General features: G+C 75.8%; 15 protein-coding genes and 1 pseudogene. 5 read left to right on the forward strand and 11 right to left on the reverse strand.

Translation table 11 applies throughout. The features are described from left to right. Positions 1 to 32 precede the first annotated feature (32 nt). Complete coding sequence (locus tag ACFPBZ_RS23685) at positions 33 to 1601, forward strand: serine/threonine-protein kinase (RefSeq protein WP_378038572.1); 1569 nt, start codon at positions 33 to 35, stop codon at positions 1599 to 1601. Here ACFPBZ_RS23685 and eccB read toward each other — a convergent pair whose 3' ends face one another. Both eccB and ACFPBZ_RS23695 read right to left on the reverse strand, forming a co-directional pair. Next, entirely contained in the window at positions 1602 to 3020 is a 1419-nt protein-coding gene (gene eccB / locus ACFPBZ_RS23690; RefSeq protein ID WP_378038573.1) for a type VII secretion protein EccB, read from the reverse strand. 49 nt (positions 3021 to 3069) lie between these two features. Next, positions 3070 to 3543, reverse strand: a complete 474-nt coding sequence (locus tag ACFPBZ_RS23695; protein WP_378038574.1) for a hotdog fold domain-containing protein — start codon at positions 3541 to 3543, stop codon at positions 3070 to 3072. 140 nt (positions 3544 to 3683) lie between these two features. Between ACFPBZ_RS23695 and ACFPBZ_RS23700 the strand changes: the two genes are divergently transcribed. After that, the gene (locus tag ACFPBZ_RS23700; protein WP_378038575.1) at positions 3684 to 4094 is read left to right on the forward strand and encodes a hypothetical protein; all 411 of its coding nucleotides are present in this window, start codon (positions 3684 to 3686) and stop codon (positions 4092 to 4094) included. Between the two features lie 25 nt (positions 4095 to 4119). Here ACFPBZ_RS23700 and ACFPBZ_RS23705 read toward each other — a convergent pair whose 3' ends face one another. Then, on the reverse strand, positions 4120 to 4863 hold the full coding sequence (locus tag ACFPBZ_RS23705) for a class I SAM-dependent methyltransferase (RefSeq protein WP_378038576.1): 744 nt from the start codon (positions 4861 to 4863) through the stop codon (positions 4120 to 4122). Between the two features lie 91 nt (positions 4864 to 4954). Between ACFPBZ_RS23705 and ACFPBZ_RS23710 the strand changes: the two genes are divergently transcribed. Continuing rightward, the gene (locus ACFPBZ_RS23710; protein ID WP_378038577.1) at positions 4955 to 6262 is read left to right on the forward strand and encodes an MFS transporter; all 1308 of its coding nucleotides are present in this window, start codon (positions 4955 to 4957) and stop codon (positions 6260 to 6262) included. Here ACFPBZ_RS23710 and ACFPBZ_RS23715 read toward each other — a convergent pair. Further along, a complete protein-coding gene (locus tag ACFPBZ_RS23715) occupies positions 6240 to 8255 on the reverse strand; it encodes an ArnT family glycosyltransferase (RefSeq protein ID WP_378038578.1) in 2016 nt (671 codons plus the stop codon). The two genes, ACFPBZ_RS23710 and ACFPBZ_RS23715, sit on opposite strands and share 23 nt — an antisense overlap. Positions 8256 to 8488: 233 nt before the next feature. Here ACFPBZ_RS23715 and ACFPBZ_RS23720 point away from each other — a divergent pair, with 233 nt between their 5' ends. After that, a complete protein-coding gene (locus ACFPBZ_RS23720; RefSeq protein ID WP_378038605.1) occupies positions 8489 to 9760 on the forward strand; it encodes an LCP family protein in 1272 nt (423 codons plus the stop codon). Between the two features lie 54 nt (positions 9761 to 9814). Here the strand turns inward: ACFPBZ_RS23720 and ACFPBZ_RS23725 are convergent. Further along, a pseudogene (locus ACFPBZ_RS23725) lies at positions 9815 to 10533 on the reverse strand (GrpB family protein). On the opposite strand from ACFPBZ_RS23725, the gene ACFPBZ_RS23730 reads away from it, so the two are divergent. Then, on the forward strand, positions 10414 to 11172 hold the full coding sequence (locus tag ACFPBZ_RS23730; RefSeq protein WP_378038579.1) for a LamB/YcsF family protein: 759 nt from the start codon (positions 10414 to 10416) through the stop codon (positions 11170 to 11172). The pseudogene ACFPBZ_RS23725 and the gene ACFPBZ_RS23730 sit on opposite strands and share 120 nt — an antisense overlap. Here the strand turns inward: ACFPBZ_RS23730 and ACFPBZ_RS23735 are convergent. From ACFPBZ_RS23735 to ACFPBZ_RS23760, 6 genes are all read right to left on the reverse strand, one after another. Next, positions 11169 to 12506, reverse strand: a complete 1338-nt coding sequence (locus tag ACFPBZ_RS23735; RefSeq protein ID WP_378038580.1) for an acetyl-CoA carboxylase biotin carboxylase subunit — start codon at positions 12504 to 12506, stop codon at positions 11169 to 11171. The genes ACFPBZ_RS23730 and ACFPBZ_RS23735 overlap by 4 nt on opposite strands. Continuing rightward, complete coding sequence (locus ACFPBZ_RS23740) at positions 12503 to 12742, reverse strand: acetyl-CoA carboxylase (RefSeq protein WP_378038581.1); 240 nt, start codon at positions 12740 to 12742, stop codon at positions 12503 to 12505. The genes ACFPBZ_RS23735 and ACFPBZ_RS23740 overlap by 4 nt, the downstream gene beginning before the upstream one ends. 11 nt (positions 12743 to 12753) lie before the next feature. Then, complete coding sequence (locus tag ACFPBZ_RS23745) at positions 12754 to 13725, reverse strand: 5-oxoprolinase subunit C family protein (protein WP_378038582.1); 972 nt, start codon at positions 13723 to 13725, stop codon at positions 12754 to 12756. Then, positions 13722 to 14642: a 5-oxoprolinase subunit B family protein gene (locus ACFPBZ_RS23750; protein WP_378038583.1), complete on the reverse strand. Its 921-nt coding sequence runs from the start codon at positions 14640 to 14642 to the stop codon at positions 13722 to 13724. Before ACFPBZ_RS23750 ends, ACFPBZ_RS23745 begins: the two co-directional genes overlap by 4 nt. Beyond that, positions 14642 to 17005, reverse strand: a complete 2364-nt coding sequence (locus ACFPBZ_RS23755) for a xanthine dehydrogenase family protein molybdopterin-binding subunit (protein ID WP_378038584.1) — start codon at positions 17003 to 17005, stop codon at positions 14642 to 14644. Before ACFPBZ_RS23755 ends, ACFPBZ_RS23750 begins: the two co-directional genes overlap by 1 nt. Before the next feature lie 141 nt (positions 17006 to 17146). After that, positions 17147 to 18556 carry a S1C family serine protease gene (locus ACFPBZ_RS23760; RefSeq protein ID WP_378038585.1) on the reverse strand — a complete coding sequence of 470 codons (1410 nt, stop codon included), beginning with the start codon at positions 18554 to 18556 and terminating at the stop codon, positions 17147 to 17149. Positions 18557 to 18680 lie beyond the last annotated feature (124 nt).

Consider the following 18680-nt stretch of genomic DNA (forward strand, 5'->3'; position numbering starts at 1 on the left):
GCAGAATCGATCAGGGACGGGGGAGGTGGCCGATGAGCACGACGGACGCCGGGCCGCCCACCGTCGTGGGCGGCCGCTACACCGTCGGTGACCTCATCGGACGTGGCGGTGCCGCCGACGTCTACCGCGCGCGGGACGAGCTCCTCGGCCGCGACGTCGCGATCAAGATGTTCGGCGCCGGCGGCGAGGTGGTCGCGGCCGCGAACGCCGAGGCCGCCGGGGAACGCGTCGGGCCCACGGTGGGCGCGCCCGCTCCCGCCCCCGACGACTCCGTCCCCGGGGACCCGGCCGACGGCGACGCCGCCCGCTACGGCCGCGGCGAGCCGGTCTCGCGCCCCTCCGGGCCGCCCGCGGAGCTCGTCGGCGACCTCGAGGAGGGCTCCGACGCCCGCAACCGGCGCGAGGTGCTCACCCTCGCCGCCCTCTCGCACCCGGGCCTCGTCACCGTCTACGACGTGGGGGACGACCACGGTCGCGCCTACTTCGTCATGCAGCTCATCGAGGGCGACACCCTCGCCCAGCGCATCCGGCGGGGCCCGCTGCCGCTCGGCGACGTGGTCGCCCTCGGCGCCGCCCTGGCCGACTCGCTGGGCTACGTGCACCGCCGCGGCGTGGTCCACCGCGACGTGAAGCCGGGCAACGTGCTCCTCGACGCCGACGGCCGGGCCCACCTCTCCGACTTCGGCATCGCCGCCGTCCGCGACGCCGCCCCGGTCACCGCCGCGGGCATGGTGATCGGCACCGCGTCCTACCTGAGCCCCGAGCAGGTCCGGGGCGAGTCGGTCAGCCCGGCCGTCGACGTCTACGCCCTCGGCCTGGTGCTCATCGAGTGCCTCACCGGCCGCCGCGAGTACCCGGGCAACGCCCTCGAGGCCGCGGTCGCCCGCCTGCACCGCCGTCCGGTGGTGCCCTCGCAGCTGCCCGACTCGCTGCGCACCCTCCTCGTCGCGATGACCGCCGACGAGCCCGGCGCCCGCCCCGACGCCGACGAGGTGCTGGCCGCGATGCGGTCGGTGTCGCGCGACATCGGGCTCGACGCCGAGACCGTCCTCTCGCCCGCGCTGATGGCCGCCCCCACCGGGGCGCTCGGGTCCACCGGCGGGCCCGCGCTCCACGCGCTCCCCACCGGCGTGGTGCCCTCGCCCGCCGACGTCCCCACCGGGGCGGCGCCGATGCCCGGTCGCTCGACCCGTCGGGGCCTGCTCGTCGCGGTGGGCATCGCGCTCGCCGCCGTGCTCGTCGCGGGCTCGGCGCTCGCCTACACCCTCGTCTCCGGCGCCCGGGCCGAGCCGCTGCCCCAGCCCGTGCCCACCAGCGTCCCCGCGCCCCCGGCGCCGGTGGCGGTCGCCCCGACGACGACGCGCAGTGCGGAGACCGTGGAGTCCACCCGCGCGCGGGCGACCACCACCCGGGCCCGGGCCCGGGTCCGAACGACGACCACGACGGTCGCCCCCGTGGTGCCGCCGGTGGCCCCGGTCCGGCCGGTGGTCCCGGCTCCGGTCCCGCCGGTGGCGACCGTCCCGCCGACGACTCCCCGGTCGGCGCCGCCCACGTCGCCGACCTCCGAGACCCCGTCCGCGCTCGTCGCCGCCGGTCGCTGATCACCCCAGCGGGCGGGTCGCGGCCTCCACGGTGAGCGGCGGGCCGCCGGGCAGGAGCCCGAGCACGGCCTGCGGCGCCGGGGAGAACGTCCGGCCCAGCCCGAGCGCCTCGGCGGTCCGCGCGTCCGGCACGGCCGACACCGCCCCCGTCGCCGAGACGACCACCGGCGGGCCGACGCCGTCGGCCTGCACCGCGACGCCGGTGCCGGGCAGTACCGCGCGGTCGACCCGGTCGCCCGACCCGTCGGCCTGCCGCAGCGGCACGCCCGCCGGCGCGTCGCCCGCCGACACCGAGACCGTGGTGCTCCGCCCGTCGGCGGAGCGGTCGGCGCACGCGGTGGGGGCCCGGTCGGGCGGCAGGGGCACCGGGGCCGGGTCGGGGACGGCACTGGTGTCGATCGCCCGTGAGACCGGGGCGTCGGCCACCTGGGCGGGGGAGACGGTGGGGACCGGGACCCCGGCCAGGGCCGGGTCGTCGAGCCGGATCAGGCGGGCCAGCAGCTCGGGGACCACCTCCACCCCGTCGGTGAGCACCAGCAGGTAGGTGTCGGCCCGCCCGGGGCCGGCCACCCGCACGACGCCGCCGGCGCGCTCGCCCGCGAGGTCGACCGGCACCGGTGCCCCGCGGCCGGGGATCACCGGCGGGGTGACCGGCGGGGCCTCCGGGAGGGCGGCGAGGAACGCGCTGCTCGCCGGGCGCGGGAGGAGGCCGCCGAGCCCGAGCGCCTCGACGACCGCGGGGCGGGCGACGTCGAGCCGCGCCCGCACGCCCTCGTGCACCAGCCAGTTCTGCCCGGCCCGGTCGACGACGACGAGGCCCTCGGCCGGGGCGAGGGCCCGTCCGGTCGGGGCCGCGGAGCCGACGACGCCGGTGGTGGTGCGGGGGCGGCTCCGGTCTGGGGCGGGCGCGGTGGTGTCGCAGACCGACCAGACCGCGGGTCCCGGCCGGTCGGGCGGCGGCAGCGCCGGGGCGTCGACGATCCCGACCGGGCGGGCCCGCGGGGCGCCGGCGAGCACGTCGTCGGCGATCTCCACCGGGTCGGCGGGGGCGGGCTCGCCGGCGAGCGCCGCGGCCGCGAGCCGGGCGGACGCGAGGTTCGGCACGTCGATCAGGCCGGGCGGGTCGCGCGTGACCACCGCGAGGGCCCCGGACCGCTCGGCCACCACGACGGTGGCCCCGCGCCAGTCGGCGGGCCGGTCGAGCGCCCCCACCACGGCGGCCGCGCCGAGGGCGAGCGCCGCGAGCAGCGCGCCCGCGATCGTGGCCCGGCCGTGGGCGCGCAGCGGGTCGACGGCGGGCGAGGGGTCGCGCCGCACCAGGGCCGAGGCCACCCGTCGGGCCCCGAAGCGGGCCGCGACCACCTGCTCCCCGGTGGCGTCACGGCGCCCGGGTCGTCGGGGGTCGGTCGGCGCGCTCATGGCCGCCCGATCGTGGCACAGCGCCGCGCCGGAGGAGGCCGCTTCCGCGCTACCGGCGGACGGGACGCGGCGAGATCCGCAGCCGGATCTCCGCGTGCACCGCCTCGGTCCCGTCGGCGTCGCGGATCGCCACCTCCACGGTGGCGTCCTCCTTCTCCGTCCCGAAGGCCGGCGCGGGGGCCCAGCGCGCGTCGGCGGTCACCGACGTCTTCGCGGTCGCCAGGTAGCGGACCTCCATCCCCATCGGGATCCAGCGGTGGCTCGCCGGGACGGCCGCCTCGGCCAGCACCCCCATGGCGTACTCGGCGAGGTTGCACGACGCGATCGCGTGCACGGTCCCGAGGTGGTTGTGCGTCAGCCACCAGTTCGCCATCCACACCCGGCTGTGGGTCTCGTCGAGCTCGGAGATCACCGGGGCCGCCGTGAGGAAGTACGGGGCCCGCAGCCACACGGCCCCGCTGACGAGCACCCGCCCGGGCAGCGAGCCGGAGAGGCGGTTCCAGGACGACAGCACGGCGCTCATGCGAGCAACCTACTCATGGGTAACCCGTGGTGCACGCGACGTGTGACGGGTCGATGACGCACAACGAGGCTTATGGAACATCCCATCGGGGGTAAGGGAGAGTGTTGCGGCTCACGGGCCGCGTAGCCCAAGGAGCACCGATGTCCACGACACCCCGCCCCGGTCAGGCCTCCATCGCCGGTCTCGCCCTGCGCGACTGTTCGCCGGCCGCCCTCGCCGAGCGCCTCGTGCCCATCCTCCGCGAGGTCCGGTTCCCGGCCCGCCGGTGGCAGATCCTCACGGCCGGCGACCTCTACGGGTGCGACGGCGTCACCCGCGAGCTGCTCGCCCGGGTGCCCGAGGCCGACTACGCGGCGCTGCCCGACGTGCTCGAGGTCCTCTCCGCCGTCCTCACCGGGCGGCCGCTGCCCGTGACGCCCGCGATCCGCGGCCGGGTCCCCGCCGGACGCCCCGCCCGGCCCGGTGTCCCCGGGGCGCAGGGCGGCATGCCCGCGCGCATCCCGCACCGCGCGATGGCCGCCCGCCGGCCGAGCATGCCCCGCCCGGTCTGACCGGGCCCGGCGGCCGCGCGTCGGCTCAGTCGCGCCGCCAGTGACGGCAGACCGTCTCGAACGGCACCTCGACGCGGTCGTCGTCGAACATCTCGCCCAGCCGGGCCCGCACGCGGTGGCGCACGTCGGCGCGCGTGTCGGGGTCGAGCTCGAGCACGCCGCTGTAGGTGCACACCATGCCCGCGACCTCGTCGCGGGTCATGGTGCGCGTCCAGCCCACGACGGTGGCGTCGCCGGTGGTCCCGCCCTGCCCGACGAGGCCGTGGCCCGGCGGGAGCTCCACGTCGAACCCGCGCCGCGAGAGTGCGGCCGACCCGTCGGCGGCGGCCTTGCCGATCCCGCGGACCTCGGCCACCCACGGCACCGTCGGGTCGGCCCGGCTCCACAGCAGCCCGAGCGTGCCGCCGGGACGCAGCACCCGGGCGATCTCGGCGGTGGCGGGCTCCGGGTCGAACCAGTGCCAGGCCGAGGCCGCGAGCACGGCGTCGGCCGTCCCGGAGCGCACCGGGATGGCCTCCGCGACCCCCTGCGCCCGGAGCGCCCGGGTGCCGCCCAGGCGGTCGAGCATCCGCGCGTCGGGTTCCACCGCCACGACGACCGCGTCGGTGGACGCGAGGACGGCCCGCGTCACCAGCCCCGTGCCGGCCGCCAGGTCGACGACGAGGCGGGCGTCCGGGGGGAGCACCGCGGCGAGGGCGTCGGGGTGCGGGGCGGGTCGCAGCCGGTCGTACTCGTCGGCGGCGGTGCCGAAGGCGGTCGCGCGGGGCATGGCACCCGACGGTAGGGCCCCGGCGGAAAAGGGGCGCCCCGGCCGTCCGCTCCGTCCTACCCTCGCCCTCGATGTCGGGGAGGGGGCACGCGTGAGGGTTCCGAGGGCGGTGCGCCCGCTGCGCCACCCGGCCTACCGGTGGCTGGCGGGCAACCTCGTGGGCTCGATGCTCGCCGAGGGCCTCTGGGTGGTGGCCCTGGTCTGGCAGGTCGTCGCGCTCGGCGGCGGGCCGGTCGAGCTGTCGGTGGTCAGCGGCGCGCTCGCGGCCGGCACGCTGCTGACGGCGCTGCCCGGCGGGGTCCTGGCCGACCGGGTGCCCCAGCGACGGATCCTCGTGCTGGTCGGGGTGCTGCAGGCCGGCGCGGTCGGGGCCGTCGCCGTCCTGTCGCTCACGGGCCTGCTCGGTCTCCCGGCTCTCGTCGTGGCCGCGGCCGCCGTCGGCGTCGCGGGCGGGCTGCTGTTCCCGGCCTACTCGGCGCTCGTGCCGCGCCTGGTGCCCGCCGGGGAGCTGCAGGCGGTCAACGGGCTCGAGGGCATGCTCCGGCCGGTGCTGGTCAGCGCCGTCGGGCCGGCCCTCGCCGGGGTGGTCGTCGCGGCGGCCGGCCCCGGTCCCGCGATGGTCGCGGTCGCCGTGTCCGCCGCCGCGGCGCTCGGCTGCGCGGTCGGGCTGCCCCGGACGACGACCGCGGCTCCCGCCGCGGGGGCCGGCGCGCCGTCCGCGCTGGCCGACCTGCGCGAGGGCTTCCGCTACATGGTCCGCACGCGCTGGCTGCTCGTGACGCTGCTGTTCGCCTCGCTGATGGTCCTCGTCGTGCTGGGGCCCATGGAGGTGCTGGTGCCGTTCGCGATCAAGGACCGTGCGGGCGGCGGCCCCACGGAGCACGCGGTCGTCCTCGCGATGTTCGGGGTCGGCGGCGCGGTCGGCTCGCTGCTCGCCGGGTCGCTGCGCCTCCCGCGCCGCTACCTCACCGCGATGATCTCGATGTGGGCGCTCGGCTGCGTGCCGATGGTCGTCTTCGGCCTCGCGACGTCGCTCGTCCCCATGGCCGCGGCGGCCCTCGTCGTCGGGGCGCTGTTCAACGCCCCGCAGGTGGTCTGGGGGACGCTGCTGCAGCGCCGCGTCCCGCCCGTGCTGCTCGGGCGGGTGTCGAGCCTCGACTTCTTCGTGTCCCTGGCGTTCATGCCGGTCTCCATGGCGCTGGCCGGCCCCGCGAGCGTCGTCGTCGGGCTGACACCGGTGTTCCTCGTGGCCGGGCTCGGCCCGGTGCTGGTCGGGGCGGTGGCGCTCGCGCTGGGCCGGCTCGGGCCCGACGAGCTGGCCCACCCCCTCGAGGTGGCCGGCCCGGCCACCGCGGCGGTGACCGGGCCGGAGGGGGTCAGCTCGCCGTCGGGCCCGTGAGGTCGTAGACGGTCTGCCCGCCGACGGTGGTGGCGGTGTAGTTCGCCGCCACCCAGGCCGCGATCTGCGACCCCACCGAGTCCGAGCCGCCCCGGTCGCCCATGCCGCCGCCCTCGCCGGAGCCGACGAACCAGTGGACGTCGCCGGCGGCGACCATCGCCTGGAACCCGGCGAGCGTCGGGGCGGCGTCCGTCCCGCTCCAGCCGCCGATCGCCATCACGGCGGTGTTCGTCGCGAGCTCGAGGGTCGCGGCGCCCTGGGAGCCGACCACCGCGGCCGACCACGTGGTTCCGGAGCCCTGCAGCAGGGCGGTCAGCTCCGCGGAGGTCGTCGTCATCCCACCGGGACCGCCGCCGCCGTCGGGGCGCTGCCCGGACGGCGGCGGCCCACCCTGTCCGCCGCCCTGCCCACCACCGGGCCCGGCGTCCGTGTCCCCGGAGCCCGACGACGGCCCGGCGGAGACGATCGAGCCGGAGTGGGGGGTCGCCGCGGTGTCCACCGCGTAGGCCACCGACCCGCCGGCGCCGGCGAGCACGGCGCCGACCAGCAGGACCGGCAGCGCCCGGCGGGCCCAGGCACCGCGCGTCAGGAGCCCGGCGAGCAGGCCCAGCACCGCGACGGCGCCGACGATCGCCACCACCCAGCGCAGCCAGGGCAGGAAGTCGGGCGTCCGCCGCAGCAGCACCACGCTCCAGGCGGCGGTCGCGGCGAGCGCGGCCACCAGCGAGAGCCGGGCGAGCAGCTGCTCGCGGCGGCGCCACAGCAGCGTCCCGCCGACGGCGAGCGTGCCCGCGAGCCCGGGCGCCATCGCCACCGCGTAGTAGGCGTGGATCGTGCCGCTCATCAGACTGAAGACCACGGCGTGCACCAGCAGCCAGCCGCCCCAGAGCACGAGCGCGGCCCGGGTGCGGTCGGTCCGGCCCTCGCGCCGGGTCAGCCACAGGCCCGCCACGAGGACGATCAGTGCGGCCGGGAGGAACCAGCTGATCTGGCCGCCGAACGACTCGTTGAACATCCGGGCGATGCCGGCGGTGCCGCCGAACCCGGTGCTGCCCGACCCGCCGGCTCCGCCACCGCCGCCGTTGCCCTCGCCGCCGAGGATCCGCCCGAGGCCGTTGTAGCCGAGGACCAGGTCGAGGAACGAGTCGTCGGTGGAGCCGCCGATGTAGGGGCGGGAGTCGGCCGGCCAGAGGTCGACCAGCGCGACGTACCAGGCCACCGACGCGACCATCGCGCCCAGCCCGACGACGAGCATGAGCAGGCGGCGCCGCCAGGGCACCGCGGCCGCGAGCACGATGACGGCCGCCAGTGCGGGGAGGACCAGCCAGGCCTGCAGCATCTTCGTCAGGAAGCCGAGGCCGAGCAGGGCGCCGGCGGCCGCGGTCCACCACGGCCCGGCCCGACGATGCGCGACGTCGACCGCGCGGACCGCGGCGTGGGCGGCCGCGGTCATGCAGAGCACGAGCAGGGCGTCGGGGTTGTCGAACCGGAACATCAGGACCGCGACCGGGGTGAGGGCGAGGAGCGCCCCGGCGATGAGGCCCGCGGCGGACCCGGCCCAGCGGCGCACGGCCGTCCGGAGCAGGGCCACCGAGGCGATCCCCATGAGGGCCTGCGGCACGAGCAACGACCAGGAGGAGAAGCCGAACAGGCGTGCCGACAGCCCCATCACCCACAGTGCGGCCGGGGGCTTGTCGACGGTGATGAAGTTCGAGGCGTCGAGCGATCCGAACAGCAGCGCCTTCCACGACTGCGTGCCCGCCTGGACCGCCGCCGCGTAGAAGGAGTTGGCGGTCCCGGTGGCACCGAGGTCCCACAGGTAGAGCAGCGCGGTGCCGAGGAGCAGGGCGAGCAGCAGGGGGCGCTCCCACGCGGGCGCGAGGGCGGGGCCGCGCCACCGCCGGGTCGGTCGCCCGGACGGGTGACCGTGACGCCCGGGCCCCGTGCGGGCGGCGGGCCGGGGTCCGGCGCGGAGGTGGGTCGTCGTCGTCATGGTCCCGACCCTCCCGGGCCCCGATGTCCGGTTCCTGGGGCGACCTTGTGCGGCTCCTGTGAGCGACTGGACCGATCCAGTGGCGACGACCGAGCGTGGCCCGCGGGCCGGTGTGAGGCGCAGGTGGGTCGCTCGTGCGAATCGAGTCCGGATACGTCGCACCTCACGGTGACGATCGGCCCCGGAACGGGAACCATGACGGGGTGAGCGGAACCACGACGGCGGGGCGGTGTGTGCGCTTGCTCCTGCGTGGCCTCGTCGTGGTGGTGTCCGCGGCGGTCCTCGTCGTGTCGGCGTTCGCCTGGATCCAGGTGCGCGAGCTGGATCGATCCACGGCGGCGGCGTCCGTCATCGAGACGCCGGCCCCGCCGACGGCCGAGCAGAACATCCTGCTGCTGGGGATCGACAGCCGCACCGACCCGCAGGGCAACCCGCTGCCGCCCGCGCTGCTCGACGCGCTGCACGCGGGCGACGGCTCGGACGGCGGCGACACGGCCGACTCGATCACCGTGGTGCACATCCCGGCGGGCGGCGGGCGCGCCTCGGCGATCTCGATCCCCCGCGACTCCTACGTCCAGCTCGCCGACGGCTACGGCAAGCACAAGATCAACTCGGCGTACTCGCGGGCGGTGCAGTTCACCACCGACTCGCTCACCGGCTCGAGCAAGGGCGGGGCGGCCACGTCCCCCTTCGCGCCGCAGTCGGCGGGCCAGGCCTCGCCCGACGACCCGGCGGTGCGCCGGGCCGCCCTCGAGGCCGGCGCGCGCACCACGATCGGCACGGTCGAGGCACTCACCGGCCTGCGGATCACCCACTACGCCTCGGTGAACCTCGCGGGCTTCGCCGACGTCAGCCAGGCCATCGGCGGCGTCCCGGTCTGCCTGCGCGCCCCGGTCGACGACCCGTACTCCGGTCTCGCGCTGCCCGGTGGCCCGCAGGAGGTCTCCGGCGCGCAGGCCCTCGCGTTCGTCCGCCAGCGCCACGGCCTCCCGAACGGCGACCTCGACCGCATCGCCCGCCAGCAGGTGTTCCTCGCCAGCGCCACCAACCGGCTGCTCTCGGCCGGTGTCCTGGCCAACCCGTTCGCGCTCGACCGGCTCTCCGGCGTGATGTCCCGCGCCGTCACGCTCGACGCCGGCTGGAACGTGCTCGCCTTCGCCTCCCAGCTGCAGGACCTGAGCGCCGGGTCGGTCACCTTCCGCACGATCCCCACCGGCAGCACCGACATCGTCACCGAGGCCGACGGGCAGTCCGTGCGGGTCGACCCCACCCAGGTGCGGCAGTTCGTGGACGACGCGATCGCCCTCGACTCCGGCGCCCGCCTGCCCGTGCCCGAGCCGATCGGCACCTCCGACGCCGCGCGCGCGAAGGCCGCCGAGGAGGGCACGTCCGACTCCGGGTCGGCGTCCGCGGAGACCGGGACCGTCCCGACGACGCTCGCGTCCTCCGCCCCCGCCCCGGTCACCCCGCCGATCACCGCGGCCGCGCCGGGGTGCGTGTCCTAGGGGGTGCGCTGCGCGCCTGTGAGCACTGATCCGCGCCCACGCACGGATCAGTGCTCACGTGCCTCTGGCACCCCGCAGCAGCTCCCGGATGACCGGGCCCTTCGCCTCGGCGTAGTGGTTCATGTCCGGCCACTCGCGTCCGGCCAGCTCCCGCTTGACCGCCTCGTAGCGCCGTCGCGCCTCCGGGTCGGCCCGAAGGTGCTCGCGCAGGAGCCGGTAGTCCTCGATCTCGCGGACCCCGGGCGCGTAGCAGTGGACGTTGACGCGCCGACCCGACGTCTGCCGCAGCGCGCGGTGCCCGGGCTCGCGGACCTTGAGCTCGTACCCGGCGACCTCGAGGTCACCCAGGTAGGCGGCCTCGTCCTCGGGATCGTCACCACGACGAGGACGTCGACGACGTCCTTCGCGCCCAGCCCGGGTACCGACGTCGAGCCGATGTGCTCGACGACGAGGGCCCGCGCCCCGAGCGCGGCCGTGATCCGGTCCCGCTGCTCCTCGAAGGCCGCGGGCCAGGTCCCGTCGTACTCCACGATCTCGGGGACGACCGGCTGCGGGCCGTCGATCAGGACGCGCTCGTCGAAGGGCACGCGCCCGAGTCTGCCCGCGTGGGACCGTGGGCGGGCACGACGCCGACCCCGGAACCGGAGGCCACCATGCAGATGCGGATCGACCTCAACGCCGACGCGGGCGAGAGCCTCGGGCTCTGGAAGCTCGGGCACGACACCGCGCTCATGGAACACGTGACCTCGGTGAACGTCGCCTGCGGCTACCACGCGAGCGACCCCGTGACGATGCGCGAGGCCGTCCGCACCGCGGCCGCGACGAACACCGCGATCGGCGCGCACCCGGGCCTGCCCGACCTCGTCGGCTTCGGTCGGCGCCGCATGGCCCTGCGTCCCGACGAGGCCGCGCAGATCGTCGTCTACCAGGTCGGTGCCCTGCAGGCGACCGCCGCGGTGGAGGGCGCCGAGGTGGTCCACGTCAAGCCGCACGGCGCGCTCTACGGCATGGCGCTGACCGACGACGCGATCACCACCGCCATCACCGAGGCCGTCCTGCGCCTCGACCCCGACCTCATGCTCTTCTGGCTCGCCGGACCGACCGCCGACCTCGCCCGTTCCCTCGGCGCGAAGGTGGCCCGCGAGGGGTTCGCCGACCTCGCCTACGACGACGACGCCCGGATCATCGTCGAGCCCGCCCCGCTGGCGAAGGACCCGGCGGTCGTCGCGCAGCAGGCCGTCGACCTGCTCGAGGGCCACGTGACCTCGACCTCGGGCAAGCACCTCGACGTCGAGGTCGACACCATCTGCCTGCACGGCGACCGGCCGAACTCGCCCGACATCTGCGCGGCGATCGTGGCCCGCTTCGACGAGCTCGGGGTCGAGCGGGTGCCGGCGATCCAGCTGCTCTAACCGAGCAGCCGCTCCAGCGTGGTGATGTCGTGGTCGCCGTCGACGAGGGCGGGTTCGTCGACGAGGCGGCGGTGCAGGCCGATCGTCGTCGGGACGCCCTCCACCCGGTACTCGGCCAGCGCTCGGCGGGCCCGGGCGAGCGCGGTGGCGCGGTCGGGGCCCCAGACGGCGAGCTTCGCGACCATCGAGTCGTAGAACGGCGGGATCACGTCGCCGACGGCCAGTGCGGTGTCGACGCGCACGCCCGGTCCGCCCGGCAGCTCGAGGGCGGTGATCTCCCCGGGCGAGGGCAGGAAGTCGTCGTCGGGGTCCTCGGCGTTGACGCGGAACTCGATCGCCGCGCCCCGCACGACGACGTCGTCCTGGGTCACCGAGAGCGCCTCGCCGCCCGCGACCCGGAGCTGCTCGGCCACCAGGTCGACGCCCGTCACCAGCTCGGAGACGGGGTGCTCGACCTGGATGCGGGTGTTCATCTCGATGAAGAAGAACTCCCCGCCCTCCACCAGGAACTCGACCGTCCCCGCGCCGACGTAGCCGACCTCGCGCGCCAGCGAGACCGCCGCGGTGCACATCCGCTCGCGCAGCGCCGGGTCGAGGCCGGGTGCCGGGGCCTCCTCGACGAGCTTCTGCCGACGACGCTGCAGCGAGCAGTCGCGCTCGCCGACGTGCACGACGCCGCCCTGGGTGTCGGCGAGCAGCTGCACCTCGACGTGCTTCGGGTGCTGCAACGCCCGCTCGACATAGACCGCGTCGGAGCCGAACGCCGACGACGCCTCGCGCCGGGCCTCGTCGACCACCTTCCGCAGCTCGGACTCGTCCGACGCCGGACGGATGCCGCGCCCGCCGCCCCCGGCGGAGGCCTTGACGAGCACGGGGTAGCCGACCTGCCCGGCCGCCGCGACCGCGTCGTCGACCGAGGCGACGACCCCGCTGCCGGGCACCACCGGCACCCCGGCGGCCTCCGCCGTGGCCCGGGCGGCGGCCTTGTCGCCCATCCGCTCGATCACCTCGGCCGGGGGCCCGACCCAGGTCAGCCCGGCGTCGGCCACCGCCCGGGCGAAGTCGGCGTTCTCGGAGAGGAAGCCGTAGCCGGGGTGGACGGCGTCGACGCCCGCCTCGGCGGCCGCCGCGAGCAGGGCGTCGACGTTCAGGTAGCTCTTCGACGCCGAGGACTTCCCGACGTGCACCGCGGCGTCGGCGTGCCGGACGTGGGCCGCGTTCGCGTCCGCGTCGGAGTAGACCGCCACCGAGCGCAGCCCGAGGTCGCGGCAGGCCCGGACGATCCGCAGGGCGATCTCCCCGCGGTTGGCCACCAGCACCGTCGTGACGGTCACGTGTCGATCTCCACCAGCTCCTGGCCGATCGAGACCTCGTCCTCGTCCTCCACGTGCCAGGTGGTCACGGTGCCGGCGGCGTCGGCCTTCACCTCGCGGTAGGTCTTCATCACCTCGATGAGGCCGATGACGTCGCCCTCGGCGACCGTCGCGCCGTCGGCGACGTAGGGCTCGGCGTCGGGAGAAGGCTTCCGGTAGAAGACGCCCGGGGTCTTCGCGGTGATCGTGTGGCCCATGCTCGGTCTCCTCAGCTCAGGGCGGTGCGGATGCGGTCGAGCTGCGCCGCGCGGTCGCGGCGGATGGTGAGCGCCTCGTCGAGGTCGACGGCCACGAACCGGGTGCGGTCGCCGGTCTTGGTCTGCGCGAGCCGGTCGCGGTCGACCGAGACGACGGTCCCGAGGGTCGCGTAGCCGCCGCCGGTCACGGCGTCCTGCAGCAGGACGATCGGCTCGACCCCGCCCGGCACCTGCACCGACCCCACGGGGTAGCCGCAGTCGGTGACGTTCGCCGGGTCGCTGCCCGCCCCGAAGGGCTGCTCGCGCGGGACGAACTCCAGCTCGGCGCCGCGGTAGCGGTAGCCGACCCGGTTGGCGTCGGGGGTCACCTTCCACGCGGTGTCGGTGAAGCGCTCGAGGCTGTCGGGGGTGAGCCGGTAGGAGTGCAGGCCGATCAGCAGCCGGAGCTCGGCGGTCTGCGGGTGCACCGGGACGTCGTCGTCGGGAAGCCGCCGTCCCGCCCTCGGCGCGACCGCGTCGTCGCCCAGGGTCAGCTCGTCGCCCTCGGCGACGCCCCGGCCGCCGAAGCCACCCATCCCGACGAGGGTGTAGGTCGAGCGGCTGCCGTAGACCTGCGGCACGTCGATGCCGCCGGCCACCGCGAGATAGGGCCGCGCGCCGCCCGCGAGCTGCCCGAACGCGAGCGTCTGGCCCGCCCGCACGGCGACCGACTCCCACAGCGGGATCGCCTCGCCGTCGAGGGTCGCGGGGATGTCGGCGCCGGTCACCGCGATGACCGTGTCCTCGGTGAACTCCAGGGTCGGCCCCAGGTAGACGGCCTCGAGCGCGGCGGCGCCGGGCGCGTTCCCCACCAGCGCGTTGCCCACGTGGTAGGCGAACGAGTCGAGGGCGCCCGAGGGCGGGAAGCCGATCGCGTAGTGGCCGAACCGGCCGGTGTCCTGGACCGTCGTCTCGAGGCCCGGGTCGTGCACGAGGATGCTCATCGGTACAGGGCCTCCAGCATCGCGGCGTTCGTCCCGTCGGGGTCGGCGAGGAAGCGGCTCGGGGAGAACTCGACCGGCGCGGTCCGGTACCGCCACTGCTTGTCGGCGACCTGCTCGCGGACCTCGTCGTACCCGGACTCGTCGACCCGCCGGAAGTTGATGACGTCGCCGTGGCGGAAGAACGTCACCGCGTCGTTCTCGGCGAAGTCGGGCTGCTCCTGCGCGGCGTCGAAGATCGGCGCCGGCGCCGAGCCGAAGAGCTGGTAGCCGCCCGCGCCCTTGACCGGGTAGATGACCGCGAACGCGCCGCCGAAGCCGAACGCCCGCTCCGGGGTCTCGGTGCGCGGCCGGACGTACTTGGGCACCTCGACCTGCCGCTCGCGGGGCACGAGCTGGAAGCACCACGGCAGCCCGGGGACGAAGCCCATCATCGTGACGAGGTAGGGCGAGCCGGCGAGCGCGTCGATGAACGCCTCGGTGCTGTCGTAGCCGTTGATGCGGGCGCCGTAGTCGAGGTCGGTGCCCGTGGGGTCCTGGTGCCGGTCGCGGAACTTCATGAGGACCTCGTGGGTCCACGGGTCGTTCAGCATGATCGGCACGTCGACGATGCGGGTGTCGACGGTGAAGTCGGGGTCCTCGGAGGCCTTGTCGCCCACCTCGGACTCCAGGCGCTGCAGCTCGCGGACCAGGTCGCGCGGGTGCAGGCGGTCGGGGTCGACGCGGATCATGTACGAGGCGTTCGACGGGCAGATCTCCTCGACGCCGGGGATGGCCTCCTCCGCGAGGCGCCGGGTGATCGCCAGGGCGGTGAAGTGCGCGGGCAGGCTCATCGCGGTGGAGACCTCGGCGTAGACGAACTCGTCCCCGCCGTGGTCGTAGCGGATCCCCGCCTCGCCGGTGGTCTGATCGGCTGCCATCAGGCCACCTTGGCCGCGTCGGCGAGGGCACGCCAGACCTGCTGCGGCGTCGTCGGCATGTCGAGGTGGGTGACCCCGCGCGCCGCGAGCGCGTCGATGACCGCGTTCACCACCGCGGGCGACGACCCGATCGCGCCCGACTCGCCGATCCCCTTCACCCCCATCGGGTTGGTGGGCGAGAGCGTCACGCGCTGCTCGAGGTCGAAGGCGGGCAGGTCGCTCGCCGCGGGGATCGCGTAGTCGGCCATCGTCGCCGAGGTCGGCTGCCCGTTCTCGTCGAAGGTGGCGTGCTCGTAGAGGGCCTGCGCGATGCCCTGGGCGATGCCGCCGTGCAGCTGCCCGTCGACGATCGTCGGGTTGACGATCCGGCCGCAGTCGTCGACGGCGACGAAGCGGCGTATCATCGTGAAGCCGGTCTCGGTGTCGACCTCGACCACGCAGATGTGGGTGCCGAACGGCCACGTGAAGTTCGGCGGGTCGAAGTGGTAGTCGGCGGTGAGGTTGGGCTCCATGCCCTCGGGAAGGTTCGCCGCGAGCGACGCGGCGCCGGCGACCTCCTGGATGGTCACCGAGGCCTCGGTCCCGCGGACGGAGAACGCGCCACCGGCGAACTCGAGGTCCTCCTCGGCGGCCTCGAGCAGGTGCGCGGCGATCTGCCGGGCCTTCGCGACGACCTTCTCGGCCGCCCCGAACACCGCGGTGCCGCCGACGGCGAGGCTGCGGGAGCCGTAGGTGTCGCGGCCGAACGGGGCGATCATCGTGTCCGAGTGCAGGACCTCGATGTCGCCCGGGTCGATGCCCAGCGCGTCCGCGGTGATCTGCGCCCAGGCCGTCTCGTGGCCCTGCCCGTGCGGGCTGGTGCCGGTGACCACCTCGGCGCGCCCGGCCGTCGTCATGCGGACCGTCGCGGCCTCCCACCCGCCCGACTGCAGCCGCACCCCGGCGGCCACCTTCGACGGCGAGAGCCCGCCCGACTCGGTGAAGTTCCCGATCCCGATGCCGAGCTCCACGTGGTCGCCCGCGCGACGGCGCTCGGCCTGCTCGGCGCGCAGCGCGTCGTAGTCGACGAGCTCCAGGGCCCGGCGCATGCAGGGCTCGTAGTCGCCGGAGTCGTAGGCGACGCCGCTCGGGACGGTCCGCGGCTCGGAGAACGCGGGGTGCAGGTTGCGCAGCCGCAGCTCGGCGGGGTCCATCTCCAGGGCGCGGGCGAGGTCGTCGAGGATCCGCTCGTGGGCGTAGGCGGCCTCGGAGCGCCCGGCACCGCGGTAGGCGTCGGTGGGCGTGAGGTTGGTGAACACGCCGCGGCACTCGAAGTCGTAGGCCCCGAAGTCGTAGAGCCCGCAGTAGGTGAACGCCCCGAACACCGCGATGCCCGGCGTGAGCAGCTGGAGGTAGGCGCCCATGTCGGCGATCAGCCGGATGCGCATCCCGAGGATGCGGCCGTCCCTCGTCGCGCCGATCGTCATGTACTGCACCTGGCCGCGGCCGTGGGTGGTGGCGACGTGGTGCTCGGAGCGGGTCTCGGTCCACTTGACCGGCGTCCGGAGCCGCCGCGCGAGGACGAGGGCCAGGGCCTCCTCGGCGTAGACGTTGAGCTTCGCGCCGAACCCGCCGCCGACGTCCGGGGCGACGACGCGGAGCTTCGTGTCCGACACCCCGCAGATCGCGGCGAGGATGTCGCGGACGAAGTGCGGGACCTGGGTGGAGGTGTGGACGGTGAACCCGCCGCCGTACGCGTCGGGGGTCACGACGACGCCGCGGGTCTCCATCGGGCTCGGCAGCACCCGCTGCTGCAGGTAGCGGCCCTCGACGACCACGTCGGCCTCGGCGAACGCGGCGTCGACGTCGCCGACCGCGAGCGGCCAGGTGTAGCAGTGGTTGGTGCCGAACTGCTCGTGGACCAGCGGCGACCCCGGCTCCAGCGCGGCCTCGACGTCGACGACCGCGGGCAGCTCGTCGTAGTCGACGACCACCAGCTCGCTCGCGTCCCGGGCGGCGGTGGGGCTGGTCGCGACGACCACCGCGACCCCGTCGCCGACGTGGTTGACCTCGCCGCGGGCGAGCGGCGCGTGGTCGGGGACCAGGATGTCCTCGGTGACCGGCCACCCTGTGGGGATGCCGGCCAGGAACTCGCCCGCCAGGTCCTCGCCGGTGAACACCGCGACCACGCCCGGCTGCTCCCGCGCCGCCGCGACGGCGATCCCGGTGATCCGCGCGTGCGCGACCGGGCTGCGGACGATCGCGAGGTGCACCGTGCCGGGCGGGGTGATGTCGTCGGTCCACGTGCCCCGACCGGTGATCAGGGCCTCGTCCTCCCGACGCGGGAGGCTCTGGCCGACGAAGGGTGTTCTGGTCTCGGTCATGGACATGCTCCCCGGGACGACACGTGGTGGTCGTGATCACACTGGTGGCTATGTCCGGTTCTGTACAGGGGGTGGGCGGAGCCCTCGTGAGCACTGATCCGTGCCCGGACACGGATCAGTGCTCACAGGCCGACAGGCACCTCAGCTCGAGGGAGCGCGCTCCGTGCCGAGGGTGACGGGCACCTGACGCTCGGCCCCGCCCTGCGACTGCACCGTGAGCGTCACCTGCGCGCCCGGCTCCTGGGTGCGGACCGCCGCGACGAGGGAGTCGCCGTCGTCGATCACCCGGTCGTTCACCCGCGTGACGACGTCGCCAGGCTGCAGGCCGGCGGCCGCCGCGGGCCCGCCCGGGGTGACGGTGCTGATCGTCGCGCCGTTCTCCGCGACGCCCCGCTGCGACTGGCCGACCCCGATCCCCATCACGGCCTGCGTCGCGAAGCCCTGCTGGGCGAGCTGGTCGCCGATCCGCTTGGCCTGGTCGATCGGGATGGCGAAGCCGAGGCCGATCGAGCCCGACTGACCGCCCGACGAGCTGCCCAGCGACGCGATCGACGAGGTGATGCCGACGACGCGACCGTCCATGTCGACGAGCGCGCCGCCGGAGTTGCCGGGGTTGATGGCGGCGTCGGTCTGGATCGCGTCGGTGACGGTCGCCTGGCCCGAGCCCTCGCCGCCCGCGACGACCGGGCGCTGCAGCGCGGAGACGATGCCGCTGGTGACGGTGCCCGAGAGGCCCAGCGGGGAGCCGACCGCGACGACGCCCTGGCCGACCTGCAGCTGCGAGGAGCTGCCCAGCTCGACCGGCGTGAGCCCGGACGTCCCGACGGCCCGGACCACGGCGAGGTCGGCGGTGGCGTCGGTGCCCACCACCTGCACCGGCGCGGTCCGACCGTCCTGGAACACGGCCTGCAGCTGCGGCGCGGCCTGCTGCTGCGGCTGCTGGCCGCCGAGCAGGCCGCCCAGCCCGCCGCCGGCGGACGGCTGCTGCGCCTGACCGGCCTCGAGGACGTGGGCGTTGGTGAGGATGAGGCCGTCGGCCGAGATGACGATGCCCGAGCCCTCGCCCGAGGCGCCGCGCAGCTGCACGACGCTCGGCAGCACCTTCTGCGCGACCGCCTCGACGCTCCCGGCCGGTGCGGTCACCGACGACGAGCCCGAGCCGCCCGAGGAGAGGACGGAGGTGCCGGCGCCGCCGGCGCTCGCCGCCTCGTAGCCGACCACGCCGCCGACCCCGCCCGCGACGAGCAGCGCCGCCAGCGCGGCCGAGACGAGCACGACCGGGCTCCGACGACGGCGTCCGCCGCCGCCTCCCCCGGTCGCCGGGTCCTGGGGCGGGCCCTGCGGCGGCGGACCCTGGGGCGGGTTCTGGAGCGGGCCCGCGGGCGGCTGCCAGTGCTGGTCCGTGCGCGGCATCGTGGCGGTGCCGCCGGGGTTGGTGGCGGGTTCGTAGCGCACTCCCGCCGTCGCGGACCCGTCACGCGGGGCCGGGCCGGCGGAGTGGGCGGGTGCGCCGGGCTGCTCGGCCCTGGCGAACGGGTCCTGGTCGGTCATGTCCCCGACTGAACTCCCGTCGTCTGAGCGACCGCTGTGGGGGAGTCTGCGAACTTGCTGAGAGAGCGGGTGGTAGGCGGGACGAACCGGACGCCGGGGACACGCACACCGCCGGGGCCCGGCG

Source organism: Actinomycetospora atypica, assembly GCF_042653685.1.
GTDB classification, from domain to species: domain Bacteria; phylum Actinomycetota; class Actinomycetes; order Mycobacteriales; family Pseudonocardiaceae; genus Actinomycetospora; species Actinomycetospora atypica.

Coding starts and splice junctions, on each gene's coding strand:
- ACFPBZ_RS23685 (WP_378038572.1), top strand. CDS start 33: ATGAGCACGACGGACGCCGGGCCGCCCACCGTCGTGGGCGGCCGCTAC.
- eccB (WP_378038573.1), bottom strand. CDS start 3,020: ATGAGCGCGCCGACCGACCCCCGACGACCCGGGCGCCGTGACGCCACC.
- ACFPBZ_RS23695 (WP_378038574.1), bottom strand. CDS start 3,543: ATGAGCGCCGTGCTGTCGTCCTGGAACCGCCTCTCCGGCTCGCTGCCC.
- ACFPBZ_RS23700 (WP_378038575.1), top strand. CDS start 3,684: ATGTCCACGACACCCCGCCCCGGTCAGGCCTCCATCGCCGGTCTCGCC.
- ACFPBZ_RS23705 (WP_378038576.1), bottom strand. CDS start 4,863: ATGCCCCGCGCGACCGCCTTCGGCACCGCCGCCGACGAGTACGACCGG.
- ACFPBZ_RS23715 (WP_378038578.1), bottom strand. CDS start 8,255: ATGACGACGACGACCCACCTCCGCGCCGGACCCCGGCCCGCCGCCCGC.
- ACFPBZ_RS23730 (WP_378038579.1), top strand. CDS start 10,414: ATGCAGATGCGGATCGACCTCAACGCCGACGCGGGCGAGAGCCTCGGG.
- ACFPBZ_RS23740 (WP_378038581.1), bottom strand. CDS start 12,742: ATGGGCCACACGATCACCGCGAAGACCCCGGGCGTCTTCTACCGGAAG.
- ACFPBZ_RS23745 (WP_378038582.1), bottom strand. CDS start 13,725: ATGAGCATCCTCGTGCACGACCCGGGCCTCGAGACGACGGTCCAGGAC.
- ACFPBZ_RS23750 (WP_378038583.1), bottom strand. CDS start 14,642: ATGGCAGCCGATCAGACCACCGGCGAGGCGGGGATCCGCTACGACCAC.
- ACFPBZ_RS23755 (WP_378038584.1), bottom strand. CDS start 17,005: ATGACCGAGACCAGAACACCCTTCGTCGGCCAGAGCCTCCCGCGTCGG.
- ACFPBZ_RS23760 (WP_378038585.1), bottom strand. CDS start 18,556: ATGACCGACCAGGACCCGTTCGCCAGGGCCGAGCAGCCCGGCGCACCC.